The organism is Jiangella muralis (assembly GCF_001270745.1).
Taxonomy (GTDB): domain Bacteria; phylum Actinomycetota; class Actinomycetes; order Jiangellales; family Jiangellaceae; genus Jiangella; species Jiangella muralis.
In genome coordinates this window covers 65,689-84,844 of the sequence record NZ_KQ434752.1, presented here as the reverse complement: position 1 = coordinate 84,844, position 19,156 = coordinate 65,689, and the positions used below count along the sequence as shown (strand labels likewise).

Sequence of the window (19,156 nt, the reverse complement as noted above, 5' to 3'; positions counted from 1 at the left end):
AGGGTGCGATCCGTCAGCCGCGCGGCGGGAACGGGTCGTCCTCGTAGGTGCGCTCGTCCTCGATCGTGCCGTCGATCCGGCAGATCTTCAGCGTGCTGGGCGCGTTCGACTTCGCGACCTTGACCCCGGCCGTCACGGCGTCGGTCTTCACCGCGTGGGCGCTCACGGTGTTCTGGTTGTGCCGCACCTTCCAGCGCGAGTCGAGGTACTGGACGAAGTAGATCTTCCTCACGGGCATCTTGGTGACCTCTCGGGTTGTGTGGGGGAACGCCACCTCAGCGCTTCCCCTTGGACTTCGCCTTCGTGGATTCATTGACCGTGGTCTTCGGGCTCCGCTTGACGGTCGACTGCATGACGAACCTGCCCGTGATCGCGCTGCGGCCACGCGAGCTGCTCGTGGTCCTCCGAGACATGTGCTCCTCCTTTCCGACGGTCCTAGGGGATCCTCGCGCGAGTTGCTAGCCTGCAATCAGGCGTCTACAGGCGAACAGCCTAGGCGGTCGATTTCAAGAGTGCAAACCGATGTCGATAGTCGAATGGGGTGCTGGGTGGCGGATCGTGGATCGTTTGATGCAGGAGCCTTCTTTGAGGCGCTAGATCGGCGGCGACAGGAGCAAGAGTTGCTCTGGAAGGACGTGGCCAAGGCGGCCCACGTCAGTCCTTCGACCCTCACACGATTAGCGCAAGGCAAACGACCCGATGTCGACAGCCTCGCGGCGCTCGTCGATTGGGCGAGCCTTCGAGCTGACGACTTTGTACGTCGGGTTCACGGGGAGCCAGAGCCGGATCCGGTGGCGGCGATCTCCACTTACCTCAGAGCCGATCGAAGCCTCACGCCGGAGGCGGCCGAAGCCATCGCCAAGGTCGTGAAGGCCACCTATGACGCAGTTGCACCCAAGAGATGACGGCCCATGGCGCTCAGGAGGGGTTTCAAGTCTGAGGCCGAGGCGCTGGCCGAGGAGATGAGAGCAGAACTGGACCTTGGCAACACCAAGCGCCTGGACCCGCAAATACTTGCTGATCATCTTGAGATCCCGGTGTGGACCTTGACTGACGTCAGCGGACGATCGAGCGGCTCCGAAGATGGCCGCAGTGTGAAGGAGGCGATCCTCGAGCTTCAATCTCAGAGCAGCGACGCCTTCTCTGCGATGACCGTATTTCGAGGTCCAGAACGCGTGATCGTGCACAATGACCGACACGACACGGGAAGACAAGCCAGCAACATCACGCACGAGCTGGCACACGGGCTCCTACTTCACCCGGCGTCTGCCGCGATCGACGATCGCGGGTGCCGGAACTGGGCTGGCGATGTCGAGGACGAGGCGAGCTACCTCGGCGGGGCCCTGCTGATCCCGGGGAAGGGCGCTCGGTGGATCGCACGAGTAGGCATGTCCGTTGCCGAAGCTGCCAGTAGGTTCGGCTGTAGTGCGGACATGGTCCGATGGCGCTTGAACGTCAGTGGCGCACAGCGCATTGCGAAAGCGCAAGGTCGCGTCTAGGTACCTGGCGGCCTCTATCGATCAACGGGTGTAGAGGTCTCCGGCGTCGGTCGGCGCGGTAGGTGGCCACCTCGGCGACGGCGAAGCCCTCGGAGGCGCCCCCGTCGGCATGAACTTCGCGGCGGAACTGTGGGGGAGCACGCTCACGCGAGCTGGCGGTGGAGGTGGTCTCGCCCGCACGTGTGACCTGCGCGTCGAATTGAAGTCGTACGGCACCCTCACGCCGCACGTGCTTCGCTGCACCGAGATGAGAGAGCTGCGGTTCTCCAGCGACGTCCGTTGCCGTGGACCTATGCGGAGGTCACCGAGGTCGGGGCACTTCGCGACACGGTCAGTTCGCTCTGGCGGGTCGCGGGCATGCTGTGGTCGGAGGACGCCGACCACGACATCGCCTGCGGCTGGCTCTTCCTCGATGGGCGAGAGGTCCACCGAGCGCTGACTCAGTAGAGGTCCGGGCGGCGATCGGCGCGGTAGGTGGCGAGTTCGGACCAGCGGCGGGCGTCGGCGTCGTCGGTAACGACCTCGGCGACGGCGACGCCTTCAGCGGCGTCGAGGGTGGCCAGGACGCGGCCGGACGGGCCGGCGATGGTGGAGTGGCCGATGCTGGTGAAGCCGCCGCCCGAGCCGGCCAGGCACGACATCACCACCGGCACGCCGTTCTCCAGGGCCCGCACCCGCGCCAGCGACCGCACCATCGAGCCGTCCCAGCCCATCCCGGCCTGCCACGGGTCGGTGATCCAGTTGGTCGCGTTGACGATCATCGACGCGCCGGCGTCGACGAGGGCGCGGACGTACTCGGGGAAGATCAGGTCGTAGCAGACCGTCAGCCCGAGCCGGCCCACCGCGGTGTCGACGACGACCGGTGACGAGCCCGCCGCGTAGACCGTCCGCTCGGTGCTGAACAGGTGCGCCTTCCGGTACGTCGCCAGCCGTGCGCCGTCGGGGCCGAACAGCGAGAGCGCGTCGTACAGGTCCGGGCCGGCCGCCTCGATGTGGCCGGCGGCGATGTGCACGCCCAGGGAGGCGGCCAGCGAGCCGACGGCGTCGGCCGGCCCGGCCACCGCCGAGGCGTCTTCGCGCGAGAACGGGTACCCGGTCACCGCGCATTCCGGGAACACCACCAGCGACGCGCCGGCAGCGGCGGCCGAGCGGGCCTGGGCCGCCGAGCGGGCCTGGTTGGACGGGACCGCGCCCAGGACCGGAGCGACCTGGGCGCACGCGACCGCGACGGGCATCAGGCGGGGGCGGCGACGGCGGCGCGGTCGTACGCGACCGGGTTGACCAGCGAGCCGACGCCCTCGACGGTGGCGACCATGGTGCCGCCGTCGTCGACCCGGCCGATGCCGGACGGGGTGCCGGTGGCGATGATGTCGCCCGGCTCGAGGGTGATCCCGGCCGAGATGACGGAGATCAGCTCCGGCACGCCGAACACCATGTGCCGGGTGTTCGACGACTGGCGCAGCACGCCGTCGGTCGTCAGGGAGAGATCGAGCGAGCCGGGGTCGGCGATCTCGTCGGCCGTGACGAGGTACGGGCCGCACGGCGCGAACGTGTCGAAGCCCTTGCTGTGGTCCCACGGCTGGTTCTTCTCGATCGCGACCAGCTGGAGGTCGCGCGCCGTCATGTCGTTGAGGACGGTGTAGCCGGCGACGACGTCGCGCCAGTCGGCGACCGCGACGTCGCGGGCCCGCGTCCCGATGACGACGGCCAATTCGACCTCGAAGTCCAGCCGCGACGACCGTTCCGGGCAGCGGACGGTCTCGCCGTGCGGGAGCAGCGACGACGGCGGCTTGAAGAAGATCACCGGCTCGGCCGGGACGGCCTGCGCGCCCTCCTCGGCGTGCGCGACGTAGTTGAGGGCGACGCAGACGATCTTCTGCGGGCGGGCGACCGGCACCTCGAACCGCGCCGACGCCACCGGGATCCGCACGGCGGCGTCGTCCTCCGCGAGCGATGCCACGGCGGCCGCCAGTCCGGGCGTCGCGGCCAGCGCGACCAGGTCGTCCCCGGCCGCGCGGGCGACGGGCGTCAGGTCGAGCAGTGTCTCGTCGTCGATGCGGACGGCGGGGACGACGCCGGCGTCGGTGCGGATACGGCAGAGGAACATCAGTGACCTCCAAGCGGGGACGGTGAAGACAGCCCGAGTACCCGGCGGGCGTTGCCGCCGAGCACGAGGGCCAGATCGGCCGGGTCGAGACCGGCGCCGAGCACCCGCCCGACGCCGTACCGGGGATCGATGAGGCACGCGTCGGTGCCGTGCAGCACGCGTGACGCACCGAGCGCGGCGACCAGGCGGCGCAGCCACCGGCCGGTCATCCAGGAACCGCAGGTCTCGGCCAGGATGGACGGGTAGCGCAGGCCGACGTCGATGGTGCGGCGGAACCCGTCGACGGTGGCGCCGGAGTGGCCGACGATCAGCGGCAGCCCGGGGTGCCGCGCGGCGACGTGGCCGAACAGCAGCGGGTCGCTGTGCGTCGTCCCGGCGAACCCGTGCGCCAGCACCGGCACGGACGCGTTCAGCGCGAGTCGCCACACCCAGTCGTAGCGGGCGTCGTCGATCGGGCAGTCGTGGGTGTCCGGGTGCACCTTGAATCCGCGCACCAGTGGGGAGCCCAGCTGCTCGGCCAGCAACCCGGCGTCCTGCGGCCGGTTCGGGTTCGCGACCAGCCAGACGGAGAGCCGGTCCGGGTGGGCGGCCGCGGCGGCCAGCGCGGCCGCGTTCCCGGCGGGGGTGTCGCCACCCCAGATGGCGCTCAGGTGCGAGATGACGGCGTGCCGGGTGCCGGTGCGGTCGTACGCGGCCAGCAGCGTGTCCGCCTCGGGGTGCGGCAGCCACGACGACGGCCAGCGGCCCAGATGAGCGTGCGCGTCGACGATGTCCGGGTACTCGGTGCGGCCGGCGCGGTTCGCGACCGTAGCTGGACCCCGCCCGGCCGGGAGGGCTCCCACCCTACGGGCGGGCTGTGACAACGTGGCGTGAACGGCGTCGGCGGGCGTGGGCTGGGCGGCAACGCCGCCGGCGAGGCCGAGCAGCCGGGCGGCCGTCCCGCCGGCCACCATCGCCCGGTCGTCCGCCGACAACCCCGAGCGCTCCAGCAGGAACGACGGCGCCGCCTCGTCGCGGACGGGGGCGCCGGTGCCGAACAGCAGCCGCGACGCGCCGTACCGGGCGGCGAACAGCTCCAGCCCGTCCAGCGCGGCCAAATAGGAGAGGTCCAGGTGCAGCCGCGGCCGCCGGTCCATGACGGGGAGCGCCTGCCGCAGCGTCCGGTACCCGATGCCGCAGACGACGACGTCGACGTCGGGGAGCGCGGCGCAGAGTGCGTCGATCCCGGACCAGTCGGTCTCCTCGAGCTCCACGAACACGGGGAGACCGGCCCGCCGCAGCACGTCTTGCAGCGAGCCGGCCTCCGGTCCCGTGAGATTCCACCCGTGCCGCGCCGGCAACAGCCAGATCGCCTTCGCCTCGGCGACCGCATCGGCGCCGTGCTCACCGCAGTCCAGCGGTCCCAGCACGAACGACGGCAGCAGCCGCGGGTGCCCCTCGACCTCCTTCAGCAGCGAGGAATTCCCCGACGGCGCGTCGTACGTGACGGCGAGCGCGGACCGCACCAGCCCGTACGACAGGCCGTACCGGTCCAGGTGCCGTTCGACGTCGTCGACGGTCCACGACGCGTGCGCGTCGGACGGCCACGGCCCGACGACGACGTTCGCGTCGATCCGCACGTCGCCGGTCATCCGGCGTCCGGCAGGTCGGTGAGCAGCCCGGCCTCATGCGCCCGGAGCAGGAACGGCAGGTGCCCGCGCCACTCGGCGACGTCGTTGCTCAGCGCCGGCGCCAGCGTCCGCGGCCGGTACCAGCGCGACCCGCCGGCCAGCCCGGCCCGCAGGTACGCGTCGTCGCCGGTGGCGTCGAAGGCGAGCGCCAGCGCCTCGCGGATCAGCGCCGCCCGGTTCGCCCACCGGTAGTCGAACCGGGACAGGTAGACGAAGCTGCCGTCGGGGTTGCGGCCGAGCGTCAGCAGCGCCCGCGCCCCGGCGTCGAAGGCCGCGGCCACCTCGGACGACGGCGACAGCGCCTGCAGCCGGGCCAGCCCGATCAGCAGGACGGCGTTCTGCCAGGCGCAGTAGTCGTCGGCCAGCCCGAGCCGCATCAGCCAGCGCCCGTCCGGGTGCTGCGCGGCCACCGCCGCCTTGGCGGTCCGCAGAGCGGCGTCCAGGTAGACGGACGAACCGGTCGCCGATGCGACGGCGCACAGTGCCATCAGCGGCCAGCCGCTGTTGCGCGGCCCCGGCTCCGGCCGGGTCCAGCCGAGGTCGACGAGCCCGACGATGCAGTCGGCCACCTGCCGCGCGGCGTCCAGGTACCGGGTCTCGCCGGACAGCTGCCCGAACAGCACCAGCCCTTCGGTCCACAGGTGCCCGGTGTCGATCGACGTCCGCACCGGCCCGTCGGGGGTCCGCGCGGAGACGTAGTGCACGTGCGCCCGCCCGTGCGCCCGCAGCCCGCCGACCTCGTGCGGGTGGGTGCTGTGGTGGATGAGGTCGACGTCGCACAGGTGGTCGGCGTAGGCCTGGGCGGAGTCGTAGTACGCCCGTTCGCCGGAGCGCAGGTGGTGCAGCGACAGCGCCAGCAGCGCGTCGTGCTCGTTGTTCGCGCTGTACCCGGTGCGCGGGCCGGTCGTGATGCCCTGCACGCTGTCACCGAAGTCGTGGAAGCCCAGCGACTGCCCGGACTGGTACCAGCTGGACAGCTCCTCGCGGATGTGCGATTCCAGGTTCGGGTAGCGCTCCGGCAGGTACGGCAGGTAGCCGGGGACGGCCGAGCGGAGGGCGGGCACCAGCGGCGAGTCCAGCACCGGCCCGGCCCGCCGGTCGTCGCCGCCGGTCAGCCGCAGCTGCCGGGTCTTCGCCGCGCCCTGCGTGAGCCGCAGCGCGCCCGCGTCGGACGGCCAGAACCGGACGGTCACGCCGGACGGTGACACGGCGAGGTCGCTCGGGTGGTTCTCGGCGAACCGGTGGACGGCGACGGTGACATCCTCGCCGCCCGGCCGCGACGCGACCAGCCAGTTCACCGCCTGACGGCCGTGCAGTTCGGCCCATTCCCAGCGCGACCAGTAGTCCGGGTCGCTGACGTCCTGCCAGCCCGACCCGCCCACCACCTGCGACGTCGCGAAGATGCCGCGCGGGTGGCCCTCGCCGCGGTGCTGGACGGCGTACGGCGGGGCGCCGCGGTGGGCGGCCCCGAAGACGCCGGTGACGGCGGTCGCCACCGGCCCGGCGTCCAGCTCGACGGCCCACTCGGCGACCTCGCTCTCCGCCGCGTCGTCGTCGTTGACCAGCCCGACGGAGAGGTCCACCGAGGAGGCCCCGGCCCTGGCCGTCAGCCGGGCCCGGAACCCCCACGACGACCCGTACCGCCCGGTCAGCGAGACCTCCGCGAGCAGCGGCCCGGCCTGCGTGACGGTGACACCGCCGTCCGGCACCACTGCGGCGTGCCGGACACCGTCGCCGTCGACCAGGACCACCGAGGCCGCGGGCACGCCCAGCGCTGGGATCGCGACGGTGAACGGGGACAGCCCGATCTCCGCCGTCACCACCCCCGTCGTCAGCGACAGCCCGGACGCCCCGGCCGAAGACGTCACGGCCGGCGGGGGACCAGCTTCACCCGCCGGCCGCACGACCACCTCCGCCGACGCCCGCGCGCCGACGGACACCGGGAACGCCAGCCCGGCCCACCCGCCCCGCCGCCACAGCGACTGGTGCGGCACCACGGCGCCGTCCACCAGCACCGACACCGGCCCGGCAGCAGCGAACGGCACGCCGCACACCACCACCTCGCCGGACCGGGCGACGCCGATCTCCTCGCTGACGTTCAGTCGTACGTCGGTCATCTCAGCCCTTCAACGCGCCGACACTGACGCCCCGCGCGATGCGGTCCTGCGCGAAGGCGAAGAGGATGAGCATCGGGATCATGGTGATCACCAGGCCCGCGAACAACTGCACCCAGTTGGCGCTGTACTGCGCGTTCACCGAGAGTCCGAGCAGGCCGACGGGGATCGTCTGCTGCTGCGGGTCGGTGAGGAACACCAGGGCGAAGAAGAACTCGTTCCAGATCGTCAGCGTGTTCAGCAGCGCCACGCTGGCGACCGCCGGCGACACCTGCGGCAGCACGACGGAGAAGAACGTGCGGGTGGGCGAGGCGCCGTCCATGCAGGCGGCCTCCTCCAGCTCCTTCGGCAGTGACTGGAAGAAGCTGCTCAGCAGGTAGATGCTGAACGGGATCTGGGTGGCGATGTACACCAGCACCAGCCCGTGCAGCGACCCGAGCAGGCCGAGGTTCCGGAGCAGGAAGTACAGCGGCACGATCACCAGGAAGGCCGGCATCATCAGCCCGCTGAGGAACACCAGCCGCACCACCGACTTCCCCGGGAAGTCCACCCTGGCTAGCACGTACGCCGCCATCACCGCGAACAGCAGGCTCACGCCGACGCTGGTGACCGTCACGTAGAGGCTGTTGAGGAAGAACCGGCTGATCTGCGCGCCGTTCCACGCCTCGGCGTAGTTGCCGAACTGTGGGTCCTGCGGCAGCGACCACGGGCTGCTGGAGAAGAACTCCGGGTTCGTCTTCAGTGACACCATGACGCACCAGACGAACGCGCTGACCGACGTCAGGCAGTACGACACCAGCGCGAGGTGGCTGAGCATGCGGCCGGGCCGGACCGGTGGCCGGCGCCGCGGCGGCGACGGCGCCGGCGGGGGAGCCGCGGCGACGGCCGGCGGGGTGGCGGTCGGGGTCGTCATCAGTACTGCTCGCTTTCGCGCCGGGTGAGCCGCTGGGAGAGCAGCGTGAGGACGAGGATCGCCGCGAACAGCACGACGGCGATGGCCGCGGCGTAGCCGAACTCGGACGACGCGAACGCGACCTTGTAGAGGTAGGTCCCGATCACCTCGGTGGCGCGCAGCGGGCCGCCGTTCGTCATCGCGATGATGAACGCGAACGTCTGCAGCCCCTGGATCATCCAGAGGATCAGCAGCGTCCGGGTGACCTCCCACATCAGTGGCCAGACGACGTGACGGAACACCTGGAACGAGCTGGCGCCGTCCAGCGTCGCGGCCTCCTTGAGCTCGGCCGGAACCCGCTCGGCGGCGGCCGCGAAGAACATCATCCACAGCCCGATGCCGTGCCAGACCGTCGCCAGCACCACCATGAGCATCGCCGTCGACGGCCGGCCGAGCAGTTCCACCGAGGCGAGCGAGTCCAGCCCGATCGCGCGCAGCACGCTCTGCACCGCGCCGAAGTTCGGGTCGACCAGGAACTTCCACAGCAGCGCCGCGGTGGTGACGGACAGCGCGACCGGCGCCAGGATCAGGAACCGGTACACCCGGCCCAGCCGCATCCGCTGCGTCACGTAGCCGAAGAACATCGCGCCGGGGAACAGGACCAGCGCGCCGAGCACCGTGAACACGATCGTGTGCGTGATCGTGCTGCTGAACAGCGAGTCCTCGGTGAGCCGGGTGAAGTTGGCCGCGCCGGCCCACTCCGGTGCGTTCACGCCGTCCCACTTGGTCAGCGCCACGTAGAACGTCGTGACCGCCGGGTACAGCATGAACAGCGCGTACAGCACCAGGGCCGGCAGGAGGAACGGCACCACGAGGCGGCGGCGTTGTCGCTCGAGCAGGTTGGGCCGGCTGCGTGGCACCGTCTCTCCTCTCCGCGGGTACGGGCGGCGGTCAGCCCGCGGCCGACTGCAGGCCGTCGGACATCTGGCTGAGCATGGTGGCGCCGTCGATCTCGCCGAAGAACAGCTGCGCGATCGGCTGCTGGTAGGCGTTCTGGACCTCCTGGCTCAGCGCGAGGATGCCCATGTACGACGGGGCGAACGCGGCGCCGTCCTCCAGCATGGCGGTGACGTCCTCGAAGCCCTCCGGCGCGGCGATGCCGGTGTAGGCGGAGATACCGCCGGTGTTCTGGACGTAGGCGGTCTGGTTCTCCGGCTCCGCGACGAACTGCAGCCACGCCACGGCGGCGTCGGGGTTCTCGCCGTCCTTCGCGACGATCTGCCCGTTGGTGCCGCCGAACAGGCCGTCCTGGTCGCCGCTGCCGCCGTCGACCGTCGGGAACGCGAACGTGCCGACCTCGAAGCCCTCGGGGATGGCGGCGGACATCTCGCCGATCAGCCACGAGCCCATCAGGATCATCGCCGCGTCGCCCTGGAAGAACGACATCTGCGCGGAGGTGAAGTCGACGCCGCGGAAGCCGTCGAGGAAGTACCCGCCGGACGTCAGCCGCTCCAGGTCGGCGGCCGCCTCGGCGGCGCCGGGCAGCGACGCCAGCTCGACCTCACCGGCGATGGCCTGCTGCAGGCCCTCCAGCCCGATGTGGCGCAACGCCAGGTAGTCCCAGTACATCTGCAGGTACGGCAGGAACGTGCCGGTGACGGTGAACGGCGCGACGCCGGCCGCCTTCAGCGTGTCGGCCGCGGCGACGAGGTCCTCGAAGGTCTGCGGCGCCTCGATGCCGTTCTCGGCGAAGAGCGCGGCGTTGTAGAAGAACTGCAGCGTCGTCACCGACTCGGGTGCGCTGTAGATCGTGTCGTCGACGCTGAGCAGCGGCCGCACGCCGGGCAGGATCGCGTCCTCCCAGCTGCCGTCGTAGCCCTCGAGCGGCTGCTGCATTGGGTCATCCAGCGGCAGCACCTGGCCGGCCGACACCCACGGGCCGCCGTCCGGCACGGACGCGTCGAGGAAGCCGTAGTTGACGTCCGGCGGGTCGCCGGCCCGCCAGCGGGCCTCGATCTGCGGCACGTCCTGGCCGCCGCCGAAGGTGAGCGTCACGTCGACGCCCGGGTGCCGCGATTCGAACTCCTCGGCCAGGCCGCTGAGCCGGTCGAAGTCGGGCGAGCCCTCGGGGTAGAAGCTGACGACCTCGAGCGGGCCGGTGATCTCGGCCGCGGCGCCGCCGCTGGCGTCGCCGCCACCCGTGCTCTCGGTCTCCGGCTCGTCGCCGGAGTCGGAGCCGGTGATGCAGGCCGACAGGCTCAGCATGACGGCGGTCGCCACGGCGGTGGCGCGGAGGAGCGAACGTGTCTTCATGAGTTGGACTCCACGGTCAGGTCGACCGGCCGGCCAGAGCGCCAGGACCGGTCGATGGCGGCGAGAACCTCGGTGACGTGCACCGAGCTGTCGATCGACACGATCGGCGGCCGGCCGTCCAGCACGGCGTCGACGAAGTGTTCGACCGCACCCGCGATCGAGCCGGACGGCTTGCCGCCGACCCGGCCCGCGAGCTGGTTACGCGGATACGCGAACGACTCGTGTGTGGCGAGCTCGATCTGCTCGTGCTTGCGGTCCAGGTGGATCACCGCGTCGCTGAACACGAGCTCGAGGAACGAGTCGGTCATGGTGGGGAAGGTGTCGGGGTAGATCCAGCACGCCTCGAGCGTGACGACGGCGCCGCCGGACAGCCGCAGCTGGGCCTGGACGGCGTCGGGGGTGTCGATGCCGCGGTCGCGGAGCACGCCGTGCACCGCGGTCGCGTAGACCTCGACCACGTGCTCCTCGAAGTACCAGAGGATGAGGTCGAGGTCGTGCCCGGACAGGAACAGCGACGGCGTCGTCTGATCGGCCCAGTCGAGCATCTGCGTCGGCACGTAGATGGTGTCGTTCTTGCGGGCGTAGGCGAGCACCGGCCGGCCCAGGGCGCCGCCGGCTGACCGCTCGTGCGCCTGCCAGTAGGCCGGCACCCAGCGGTGGTTGTAGAGCGTCATCGCGGTGACCCCGGCGGATCGCGCCGCGTCCCGGATGCGGCGGGCGTCGTCCGCCGTCGTGGCCAGCGGCTTCTCGATCAGCACCGACTTGCCGGCCGCGATGGCGGCCAGCGCCGCCTCGGCGTGCGCGTGGTCGGGGGTGGCGACGAGGACGGCGCCGACGGAGTCGTCGGCGAGCAGTGCTGCCAGGTCGCCGTACACCGGCGCCGGGCCGAACTCGTCCAGGCCGGTGGCCGCCGCCGGGTTGCGGCTGCTCCACCCGGCGACGCGGCTGCGGTGGTAGGCGGCGAGGACGGCGGCGTGCTGGCGGGCCATGATGCCCGTGCCCACGATGCCCATGCCGAGCTGATCCACGATGCGGTGTCCTCCCCGTCGGCCGCTGCGGAAGTGCGGCGAAGCCGTCACGCTAGGGGCCGTGCGACCGCGCCAGCAAGCGCTGTTCGTGTCGTCGAGGGCCCGTAGTTGTCCTGTTCCGCTGTGACGGTACGGCACGGTTGACACGCCTGTGACGAGGGACTCTACGGTCAGACCACCGCAGATCGAGGAGGATCGATGACGAACCCGACCGTCGCCGCAGGTACCCGCACGCCGCTGCGGCGCGGCGCCGAGCTGGCCGCCCGCGCGAGCCGCGTGCTGCCTGCCGGCGTGTCCAGCGACGCCCGGCGTGGCCTGCCCGAGCCGGTGTACGTCGACCACGCCGCCGGCGCGCACCTGACCGACGTCGACGGCAACGACTACATCGACTACGTGCTCGGCCAGGGCCCGATGATCCTGGGCCACAGCGCGCCCGAGGTGGTCGAGGCCGTCACCCGGCAGGTGGCCCGCGGCCAGGCGTACGCCGGCCAGCACGCGCTGGAGATCGAGGCGGCCGAGCTGGTGCAGGCGATGGTGCCGGGCGCTGACCTGGTGCGATTCAACACCGTCGGCTCCGAGGCGGTCATCGGCGCGTGGCGGCTGGCCCGCGGCCTCACCGGCCGGCAGAAGATCCTCAAGTTCGAGGGGCACTACCACGGCTGGCTGGACGCCGCGCTGTGGAGCCTGCACCCGCCGGTCGACGCGGCCGGCCCCCGGCAGGCGCCGGTGCCGGTGCCGGCGAGTGGCGGCCAGCAGGCCAGCGCGGGCGCCGACCTCGTCGTCGCGCCCTGGAACGACCTCGACGCGTTCACCGCGCTGCTCGCGGCACACCGCGACGAGATCGCCGCCGTCGTCATGGAGCCGCTGCTGTGCAACACCGGCTGCATCTCGCCGGCGCCGGGCTTCCTGGAAGCGGTGCGTGAGCAGACGTCGGCGGCCGGGGCGCTGCTGGTGTTCGACGAGGTCATCACCGGGTTCCGGCTGGCCCGCGGCGGCGCGCAGGAGTGGTTCGGCGTCGTGCCGGACCTCGCGGTGTACGGCAAGGCGATCGCCGGCGGGCTGCCGGTCGCCGCCATCGCCGGCCGCGCCGAGGTGATGGACCAGATCACGGCGGGCACCGTCGGCCACGCCGGTACCTTCAACAGCAACCCGATCGGCATGGCCGCGACCGTCGCGACGCTCGGCCGGCTCCAGCGCGACGGCGACGAGCTGTACCCGCGGCTGCGCACGCTGGGCGGACGGCTGATGGCGGGGCTGCGCGACGTGGCGGCGGCGGCCGGCGTGCCGATGCTGGTCGACGGACCCGGACCGGTCTTCCAGACCTACCTGACCAGCGCCGACGCCGTGCGCGACTACCGCGACTTCGCCGCCACCGACCGCGCCGGCATGGCCCGGCTGCACGCCGGGCTGCTGCGTCGCGGCATCAACATCGTGCCGCGCGGCCTGTGGTTCCTCTCGGCGGCCCACACCGAAGCGGACATCGACCACACGGTGGAGGTCGTCGCCGACGTCCTCCGTGACGGGGAGTTCGACGACCTCCGGCGCTGACCGCGCCATCTCTTGCCGGGCGTGTTGACACCGATGCCAACTGTTGGCGCTGGTGTCAACGCGCCCGTTCGCAACCGTCCGGGGGTGACGCGTGGCGGGGTGTTCGGCGGCATCGGCCGCTGACCGCGCCATCTCTTGCCGGGCGTGTTGACACCGATGCCAACTGTTGGCGCTGGTGTCAACGCGCCCGATCGCAACCACCCGCCGGCGACCCACCGGCCGCCGGGGTGGGCCGACCGGGCAAGTTCGGGGGTCGGGAGGGCAAGCAGGCGTCCTGCCGGGACGGCGGCGGGTCCCTAGCGTCGGGGGCACCAACGACACCAGGGAGCCGCCATGCCCAAGCACCGTTCCCGCTTGTTCGCCGCCGCGACGGTGGCCGCCGTCCTCGCCGGGGCGGGTGGATCCGCGGCCGCCGACCCGGATCCGCCCGCCGTCGTCCGGGCGTCGGTGGTCTCCGACGACCTGGCGGTGACGAACGTCGTGCCCACGTGGGGCGCGCAGATCCCGAAGGTCGTCTACGACGGCCACTTCTACTACGCCGCGACGCTGGACGGCGACGGCGCGCAGTACCCGTGGTCCGCGCAGGTGTGGCGGTCCCGCAACGGCACCAGCTGGACGCCCGTCCTGCGGCTGCCGGGGCACGTCTACCAGCCGGTCGGCCTGCTCGTCGACGGCGAGGGCGACCTGCACCTGCAGGTGGCCTGCTACACCGGCGCCGAGTGCTACCCGGGCGTCGAGCCGGCGCCCGGCGGCGAGCAGGCCGCCGTCTACCCGGTGCGGGTGGAGTTCACCGACCGCAACCCCGACGGCTCGGTCGACTTCGCCGACTTCACCGACCACACCGTCCGCGCCGCCGGCAGCGAGCGGTACTACCAGGGCATGGCCGTCGACCCGACCGGCCGGTACCTGTACTCGGCGTACGCCGTCGACGGCTGGGACCTGTGGATCAACGTGTTCGACACGGTCACCGGCGAGGACGTGCACACCAGCGAGGTCGGCCGCCCGCCGGCCGGCCGCGCCTGGCTGTACCCGCGGGTGCAGCCGGGCACGGAGCCGGGCGAGGTGTCGCTGAGCTTCAGCCAGTACGTGCTCGGCACGCCGAACTCCGCCTACCTGGACGCGGCGCTGCTGTTCTCGTCCGACGACGGCGGCCGCACGTTCGCGCACCAGGAGGTGCTGACCTCGAACCCGGCGCCGGACGGCGACGGCAACTGGGTCGACGCGTCCGACCTCACCGTCGGGCCGGACGGTGCGGTCCACACCGTGTTCTACCGGCGCGACGGCGGCGTCGGCACGCTCTACTACCAGCGCGGGTGGGACGGCGACCCGGTCGCCGTCGGGCCGATGGACAACCACTCGCAGATCCTCGTCGCACCGGACGGGAAGATCAGCGTGTTCTCCAGCGAGGGCGCCGCGCTGGTCGTCGCCACCAGCACCGACGGCGTCGACTGGTCGATCGAGCGGCACACCATCCCGGGTGTCACCGCCGCGTTGTGGCCGAACCTGCTCAGCGCCCGCCAGGGCAGCCGGGTCCCGCCCGGGTTCAGCAGCCGGCGGCCGACCGTCGGCATGCTGATGGCCGGCCAGACCAGCGGCGACGCGGCGTTCCACCCGCTGCTGTTCGTCCGCTACAAGGACTGACCGCGTCAACAGCGCATCGCCTCGACGGCCTCGGGGTCGACCTCGACCCCGAGGCCCGGGCGGTCCGGCGGCACCAGCAGGCCGGCGGCGATGACCGGCGGCTCGGCGACGATGTCGCGGACGTAGCGCAGCGGCCCGACCACGTCGGACTCGTAGGCCAGGTTCGCGACGGCGACCCCGACGTGTGCGCAGGCGGCGGTCGCGAGGCCCAGCTCGCACTGGCTGCCCAGCAGGCCGGTCAGCCCGGCCGCCTCGGCCGCGGCGAACGCCTTCACCGCCTGCAGCGGCCCGCCCATCTCCGTCACGTACACGTTGAGCACGTCGGCGGCGCCGCGGCGGACGATCTCGCCGATGTCGCGCAGCTCCCAGCAGGACTCGTCCAGCAGCAGCGGCGTCTCCAGCCGGTCCCGCAGCCGGGCCAGCTCGTCGAGGTCGCGCGGCGGCAGCGGCTGCTCGATCAGCTGCAGCCCGTGCCGCTCCAGCGGGCGCAGCGCGGCCAGCGCCTGGGTGGCGCTGCGGTAGGCCATGTTCGCGTCGACCTTGATCGCGATCTCGTCGCCGACGGCGGCCCGCACGGCCGCGACCACGGTGTCGTCGGTCCGGCCGGGCCGGCCGATCTTGAGCTTGACGGTGGGGAAGCCGGCCGCGACCGCCTCCTCGGCGGCGGCGACGGTGGCCTCGACGGAGCCCCACGGGATCGGCCAGGCCACCGGGACGGCGTCGCGGGCGCGCCCGCCGAGCAGCTGGTACGCAGGCAGCTCGAACGCCTTGCCGGCCACGTCCAGCAGCGCCATCTCCACGGCGGCCCGGGCCGCGTGCCCGCCGTCCATCGGCAGCGGCAGCCGCGCCTGCATCGCGGCGGCGCATCGCGGCAGGTCGCACGGGTCCAGGCCGGTGACCGCCGGACCGAGGATCAGCTCGACGTCCTGGCACAGGCCGCGGCCGACGCGGCCCCACGACATCGCGATCTCGCCCCAGCCGGTCAACCCCTCGTCGGTCTCGACGCGCACGACGCCGAACTCCGACACGTCGATGGCGCCCTGCGTCGCCACCATCGGGGTGATCCGCCGCGCGCGGATCGGGATGGCCGTCACCGAGGTGATCTTCATGCGGAGTCCTCCTGTCGCCGGGCGTCGTCGGTCCGATCCTGCCGGTCCCGGGCGGATGCGCCAGGCCGGTTCTTGCCCAGTCGCAGCGCCACCTCGATCCGGCCCGCGTCCGCCAGCACGGCCGCGACGGGGTACGCGCGCGGGTCGGTCTCGACCACGTCCTGCAGGCCGTAGCCGGCCCGCAGGTCCGGGCGGTACCCGCCGGGTGTCACGCCGGTGACGGTTCCGACGGTGACGGCGGGCGTGGCGGGCGTGCCCCACCACCAGCGCCGCGGCGCGCCGTCCAGCCGGACGACGGTGACCGTGCGGCGGCGCCGGTCCAGCGTGAGCCGCAGCAGGGGCCGGCCGGCCGCGTCCGTGCCGGTGACGACCGCCGCGTCGCCGACCTCGGCCACCCGCAGCGCCGCGGGCTCCAGGCCGCCCGGCTCGGTGCGGTAGACGCCGGAGCCGGTGCGCCGCGACTCCTCGACGTCGACGACGGTCTCCGGCGTGAGGTCGGCGAACGCGCACTCGCCACCGGCCCAGACGGTGACCTTGCCGCGACGGACGGTGACGGCGACGGCGTCCGGGCCCCAGCCGGTGCGCACGTGCACCTCGCCGAGCGCGGGGGAGTGCCAGCTCAGCGCGGCCGGCTCGGGCGCGTCGCCGGTGTCACCGGGGTGCCAGAGCGCCGCGTATCCGCTCCAGGCCATCCGCAGCTGCTCGCCGCGGCGCGGCGTCCGGGCCGGCCAGACCTCCAGCCGTCCCGGCGCGGCCTCCCGGGCGGCGACGGCGGCCAGCCGCGGGTCCGCGCGCTCCCGGGCCAGCGCCGACAGCACCGCGCACAGCCCGGTGCTCGGCCCGTAGTGCGGGTGTCCGTCCGCCGTCGCCGGCCGCGACGGCAGGTAGATCGCCAGCCCGGGCGTGGGGTCCAGCGTGCGGGCGTGCTCCGTCAGCAGGTCGCGCCCGGTCACGTCCCGCAGCCGGTCGAGGAACTGCACCTGGCTGAGCACCGTCGACGCCCAGAACTCCATGCCCTCGGGCGCGCTGCCGTCCGCCGCCAGCGCGCCGGGCAGCAGGTGGTCGCGGAACTGCCGCTCGGCGCCGGCCACCCAGCCGGCCGCCTCGGGGAGGCGGTCCAGCAGGGCCAGCGCGCCGATCCCGAACGCGGACCACTCGACGCTGGAGTGGTGCGGCGAGTGCCGGTCGGCGCCGGTGCCGACCGGGCCGCGGATCGGCGGCCGGCCGAACCAGTCCGCCGCCAGCGGCCGCAGGCAGTCCGCCAGCACACCGGTCACCTCGTCGGCGGCCGGTCCCGGCAGCGCGTCGCGCAGCAGGTCGTACCCGGTGGCCAGCGCCTTGACGATGCGCGTCGTCGCGTAGGCGGTCCCGTAGTCCGGCGCCAGCTCCGCCTCCCGCCGCCACCGCCGGGCCGTGCCCACCAGCCGGGCCGCGGCCGCGTCCGTCACCCACTCCGAGCCGTCCAGGTGCGCCGTCAGCGCGAGCTGCTCGAGCACGGCGGCGTCGGACATGATCGCCCAGAACCGGTCGTAGAGGTTCTCGTACACCGGGTCGTCGGCCACCGGCGCGATCCACTCGGCGTCCACCGGCCGGCCCGCCCACGCCCGCGCGTCGGCCCGCAGGCCGTCGATCACCCGGTCGCGGAAGCTCATCGGTCCGCCAGGAAGCGGTCCAGCACGTTCCGCGTCAGCGCCGAGACGACGTCGTCGGCCAGCAGCGACATGACGTACGCGATGGAGCCGGTCGACACCACCTCGCCGCGGCCGAGCGCCGGCACGTGCACCAGGTGCGCGCCGCCGCCGTCCGCGTTGACGCCACGGGCCAGCAGCGTCGTGCCGGGCGGGGAGTGCGGCGAGAGCTTGTCCGTCTCGTGGCCGGACGCTCCGCCGAGGATCCGCCCGTTCAGCGAGCGCTCGCCGAACCGCTCGCCCGCGGCGAGGCCGGTCCCGGCGAACGCCCAGTGGTCCGGCGACACGACCTCGTACGGCGCCGCCGTCAGCAGGCCGCGCTGGTCGTAGCCGACGCCGAGCAGCGCGGCCTCGGGCTCGCGCCGGTGGGTGAATCGGCTCCAGTCCGGCCCGTCGCCGGGGCCGAGCTTCCGGGTGTCGCCGTTGTGCACCAGCATGCGGTCGTCGTCGAGCAACTCGACCTCGCAGTTGAGCCCGTTGCCGCCGAGATGCAGCAGCCGCCCGCCCGCGTGCACCCAGTCGCGCACCCGCTGGAACATGCCGTACGTCCAGTACTCCGGGTGGCAGCCGAGCACCAGCACCCGGTACGCGTCCAGCGGCACCTCGCCGCGGTCCAGCCGCGACTCCGCGTACAGGTCGTAGCCGTAGCCCTGCCGCTCCAGCCAGGCCAGCAGCCGCCAGTCGGCGGCGGCCAGGTGCGGGCCGGACCGGGTGGTCGTCGGCCCGTCCACGTCCTCGGCGAGCGGTATGGACGCGTCCGGGTCCGGGCGGCGCAGCGACAGCGGCGGGTAGTGCTCGTCCTCCCACTCGCCGCGCTCCGGGGTCGCGTAGAACGCGAGGTCCTGGCGCCGCGACACCGCGGGCGCCGGCGGCAGCCCGGCCGGGTTGAGGTAGTTGCTGCGCCCGCCGAACGAGTTGTATGACGTCCAGGTCAGGTCGCTGGCCAGCACCGCGACGGGCGCCGCCGGGGCGGACGGCGACACGATCCACGGCAGCCCGTGGAAGCCGCCGCCGTCGTCGTCGACGTGCACGAAGTACAGGCCGCTCCGCTCCGGCGCGACCACCCGCTGGCCGGGGAACTCGCCCGGCGACCAGTCCACGCCGGACCCGGCGACGTCGCCGTCGGGCAGCGGGATGGCCGTGGCGCCCGGCTCGTGCTCGCCGACGCCCAGCGGCGCGACGTGCTCGCGGCCGTCGCCGTAGCGCCAGAGCGACAGCCGGTACGGCCGCGGGCAGGACACCCGGATCTCGGCCGTGCTGCCCGACGTCGCCTCCTTCGGCCAGACGAACCCGTAGGTGTGGTCGCCGAGCAGCCGGAACCGGACCGGCTCGGCACCCACGTCGGCGCCGGTCCGCTTCGGCCCGTAGCCGTCGCGGGCCAGCACGACGTCGTACCGGCCGGGCGCGACGGCGGCGTCGATCCGGCCGCTCGCACTGGACCGGCAGCTGACCGGGACGTCGTCGGCGCCGATCAGCTCGACGGCAACGTCCGCGATGGCGACGTCGTTCTCGTCGCTGACATAGCCCACTAGCATGAGGCCTCCAGC

General features: G+C 72.9%; 16 protein-coding genes. 4 read left to right on the top strand and 12 right to left on the bottom strand.

Going from position 1 to position 19,156, the window contains the following annotated elements:
* Window positions 1–13: 13 nt before the first annotated feature.
* Complete coding sequence (locus ACW62_RS03305; protein WP_053202669.1) at window positions 14–238, bottom strand: DUF2188 domain-containing protein; 225 nt, start codon at window positions 236–238, stop codon at window positions 14–16.
* Between the two features lie 298 nt (window positions 239–536).
* Between ACW62_RS03305 and ACW62_RS32880 the strand changes: the two genes are divergently transcribed.
* On the top strand, window positions 537–905 hold the full coding sequence (locus ACW62_RS32880) for a helix-turn-helix domain-containing protein (RefSeq protein ID WP_083459148.1): 369 nt from the start codon (window positions 537–539) through the stop codon (window positions 903–905).
* A 6-nt stretch (window positions 906–911) separates the two neighbouring features.
* Window positions 912–1,499, top strand: a complete 588-nt coding sequence (locus ACW62_RS03300; RefSeq protein WP_053202668.1) for an ImmA/IrrE family metallo-endopeptidase — start codon at window positions 912–914, stop codon at window positions 1,497–1,499.
* Between the two features lie 440 nt (window positions 1,500–1,939).
* Here the strand turns inward: ACW62_RS03300 and ACW62_RS03295 are convergent, their stop codons facing one another.
* Genes ACW62_RS03295 through ACW62_RS03260 form a run of 8 tightly spaced genes read right to left on the bottom strand, consistent with a single transcriptional unit; the run spans window position 1,940 to window position 11,623 of the window.
* The gene (locus ACW62_RS03295; RefSeq protein WP_053202667.1) at window positions 1,940–2,734 is read right to left on the bottom strand and encodes a carbon-nitrogen hydrolase family protein; all 795 of its coding nucleotides are present in this window, start codon (window positions 2,732–2,734) and stop codon (window positions 1,940–1,942) included.
* Window positions 2,734–3,606 (bottom strand): fumarylacetoacetate hydrolase family protein, encoded by an 873-nt coding sequence (locus tag ACW62_RS03290; protein ID WP_083459146.1) that lies wholly within the window; start codon window positions 3,604–3,606, stop codon window positions 2,734–2,736. The genes ACW62_RS03295 and ACW62_RS03290 overlap by 1 nt, the downstream gene beginning before the upstream one ends.
* Window positions 3,606–5,237, bottom strand: coding sequence for an amidohydrolase family protein (locus ACW62_RS03285; protein ID WP_053202666.1), 1,632 nt, complete (start codon window positions 5,235–5,237; stop codon window positions 3,606–3,608). Before ACW62_RS03285 ends, ACW62_RS03290 begins: the two co-directional genes overlap by 1 nt.
* Window positions 5,234–7,393 carry a hypothetical protein gene (locus ACW62_RS03280; RefSeq protein WP_053202665.1) on the bottom strand — a complete coding sequence of 720 codons (2,160 nt, stop codon included), beginning with the start codon at window positions 7,391–7,393 and terminating at the stop codon, window positions 5,234–5,236. Before ACW62_RS03280 ends, ACW62_RS03285 begins: the two co-directional genes overlap by 4 nt.
* A 1-nt stretch (window position 7,394) precedes the next feature.
* Complete coding sequence (locus ACW62_RS03275; RefSeq protein WP_053202664.1) at window positions 7,395–8,303, bottom strand: carbohydrate ABC transporter permease; 909 nt, start codon at window positions 8,301–8,303, stop codon at window positions 7,395–7,397.
* Complete coding sequence (locus tag ACW62_RS03270; RefSeq protein WP_157574346.1) at window positions 8,303–9,202, bottom strand: carbohydrate ABC transporter permease; 900 nt, start codon at window positions 9,200–9,202, stop codon at window positions 8,303–8,305. The genes ACW62_RS03275 and ACW62_RS03270 overlap by 1 nt, the downstream gene beginning before the upstream one ends.
* Window positions 9,203–9,233: 31 nt before the next feature.
* Window positions 9,234–10,595, bottom strand: coding sequence for an ABC transporter substrate-binding protein (locus ACW62_RS03265; RefSeq protein WP_053202662.1), 1,362 nt, complete (start codon window positions 10,593–10,595; stop codon window positions 9,234–9,236).
* Window positions 10,592–11,623 carry a Gfo/Idh/MocA family protein gene (locus ACW62_RS03260; RefSeq protein ID WP_083459144.1) on the bottom strand — a complete coding sequence of 344 codons (1,032 nt, stop codon included), beginning with the start codon at window positions 11,621–11,623 and terminating at the stop codon, window positions 10,592–10,594. The genes ACW62_RS03265 and ACW62_RS03260 overlap by 4 nt, the downstream gene beginning before the upstream one ends.
* A gap of 198 nt (window positions 11,624–11,821) precedes the next feature.
* Here ACW62_RS03260 and ACW62_RS03255 point away from each other — a divergent pair, with 198 nt between their 5' ends.
* Window positions 11,822–13,171, top strand: coding sequence for an aspartate aminotransferase family protein (locus ACW62_RS03255; RefSeq protein WP_083459142.1), 1,350 nt, complete (start codon window positions 11,822–11,824; stop codon window positions 13,169–13,171).
* A gap of 333 nt (window positions 13,172–13,504) precedes the next feature.
* A complete protein-coding gene (locus tag ACW62_RS03250) occupies window positions 13,505–14,812 on the top strand; it encodes a hypothetical protein (protein ID WP_053202661.1) in 1,308 nt (435 codons plus the stop codon).
* Window positions 14,813–14,817: 5 nt separating this feature from the next.
* Here the strand turns inward: ACW62_RS03250 and ACW62_RS03245 are convergent, their stop codons facing one another.
* From ACW62_RS03245 to ACW62_RS03235, 3 genes are read right to left on the bottom strand one after another with little or no spacing between them, the layout of a single operon-like run.
* A complete protein-coding gene (locus ACW62_RS03245) occupies window positions 14,818–15,921 on the bottom strand; it encodes a mandelate racemase/muconate lactonizing enzyme family protein (RefSeq protein ID WP_053202660.1) in 1,104 nt (367 codons plus the stop codon).
* A complete protein-coding gene (locus ACW62_RS03240) occupies window positions 15,918–17,573 on the bottom strand; it encodes a hypothetical protein (RefSeq protein WP_053202659.1) in 1,656 nt (551 codons plus the stop codon). The genes ACW62_RS03245 and ACW62_RS03240 overlap by 4 nt, the downstream gene beginning before the upstream one ends.
* Window positions 17,570–19,144: a carboxypeptidase-like regulatory domain-containing protein gene (locus ACW62_RS03235; protein ID WP_053202658.1), complete on the bottom strand. Its 1,575-nt coding sequence runs from the start codon at window positions 19,142–19,144 to the stop codon at window positions 17,570–17,572. The genes ACW62_RS03240 and ACW62_RS03235 overlap by 4 nt, the downstream gene beginning before the upstream one ends.
* Window positions 19,145–19,156 lie beyond the last annotated feature (12 nt).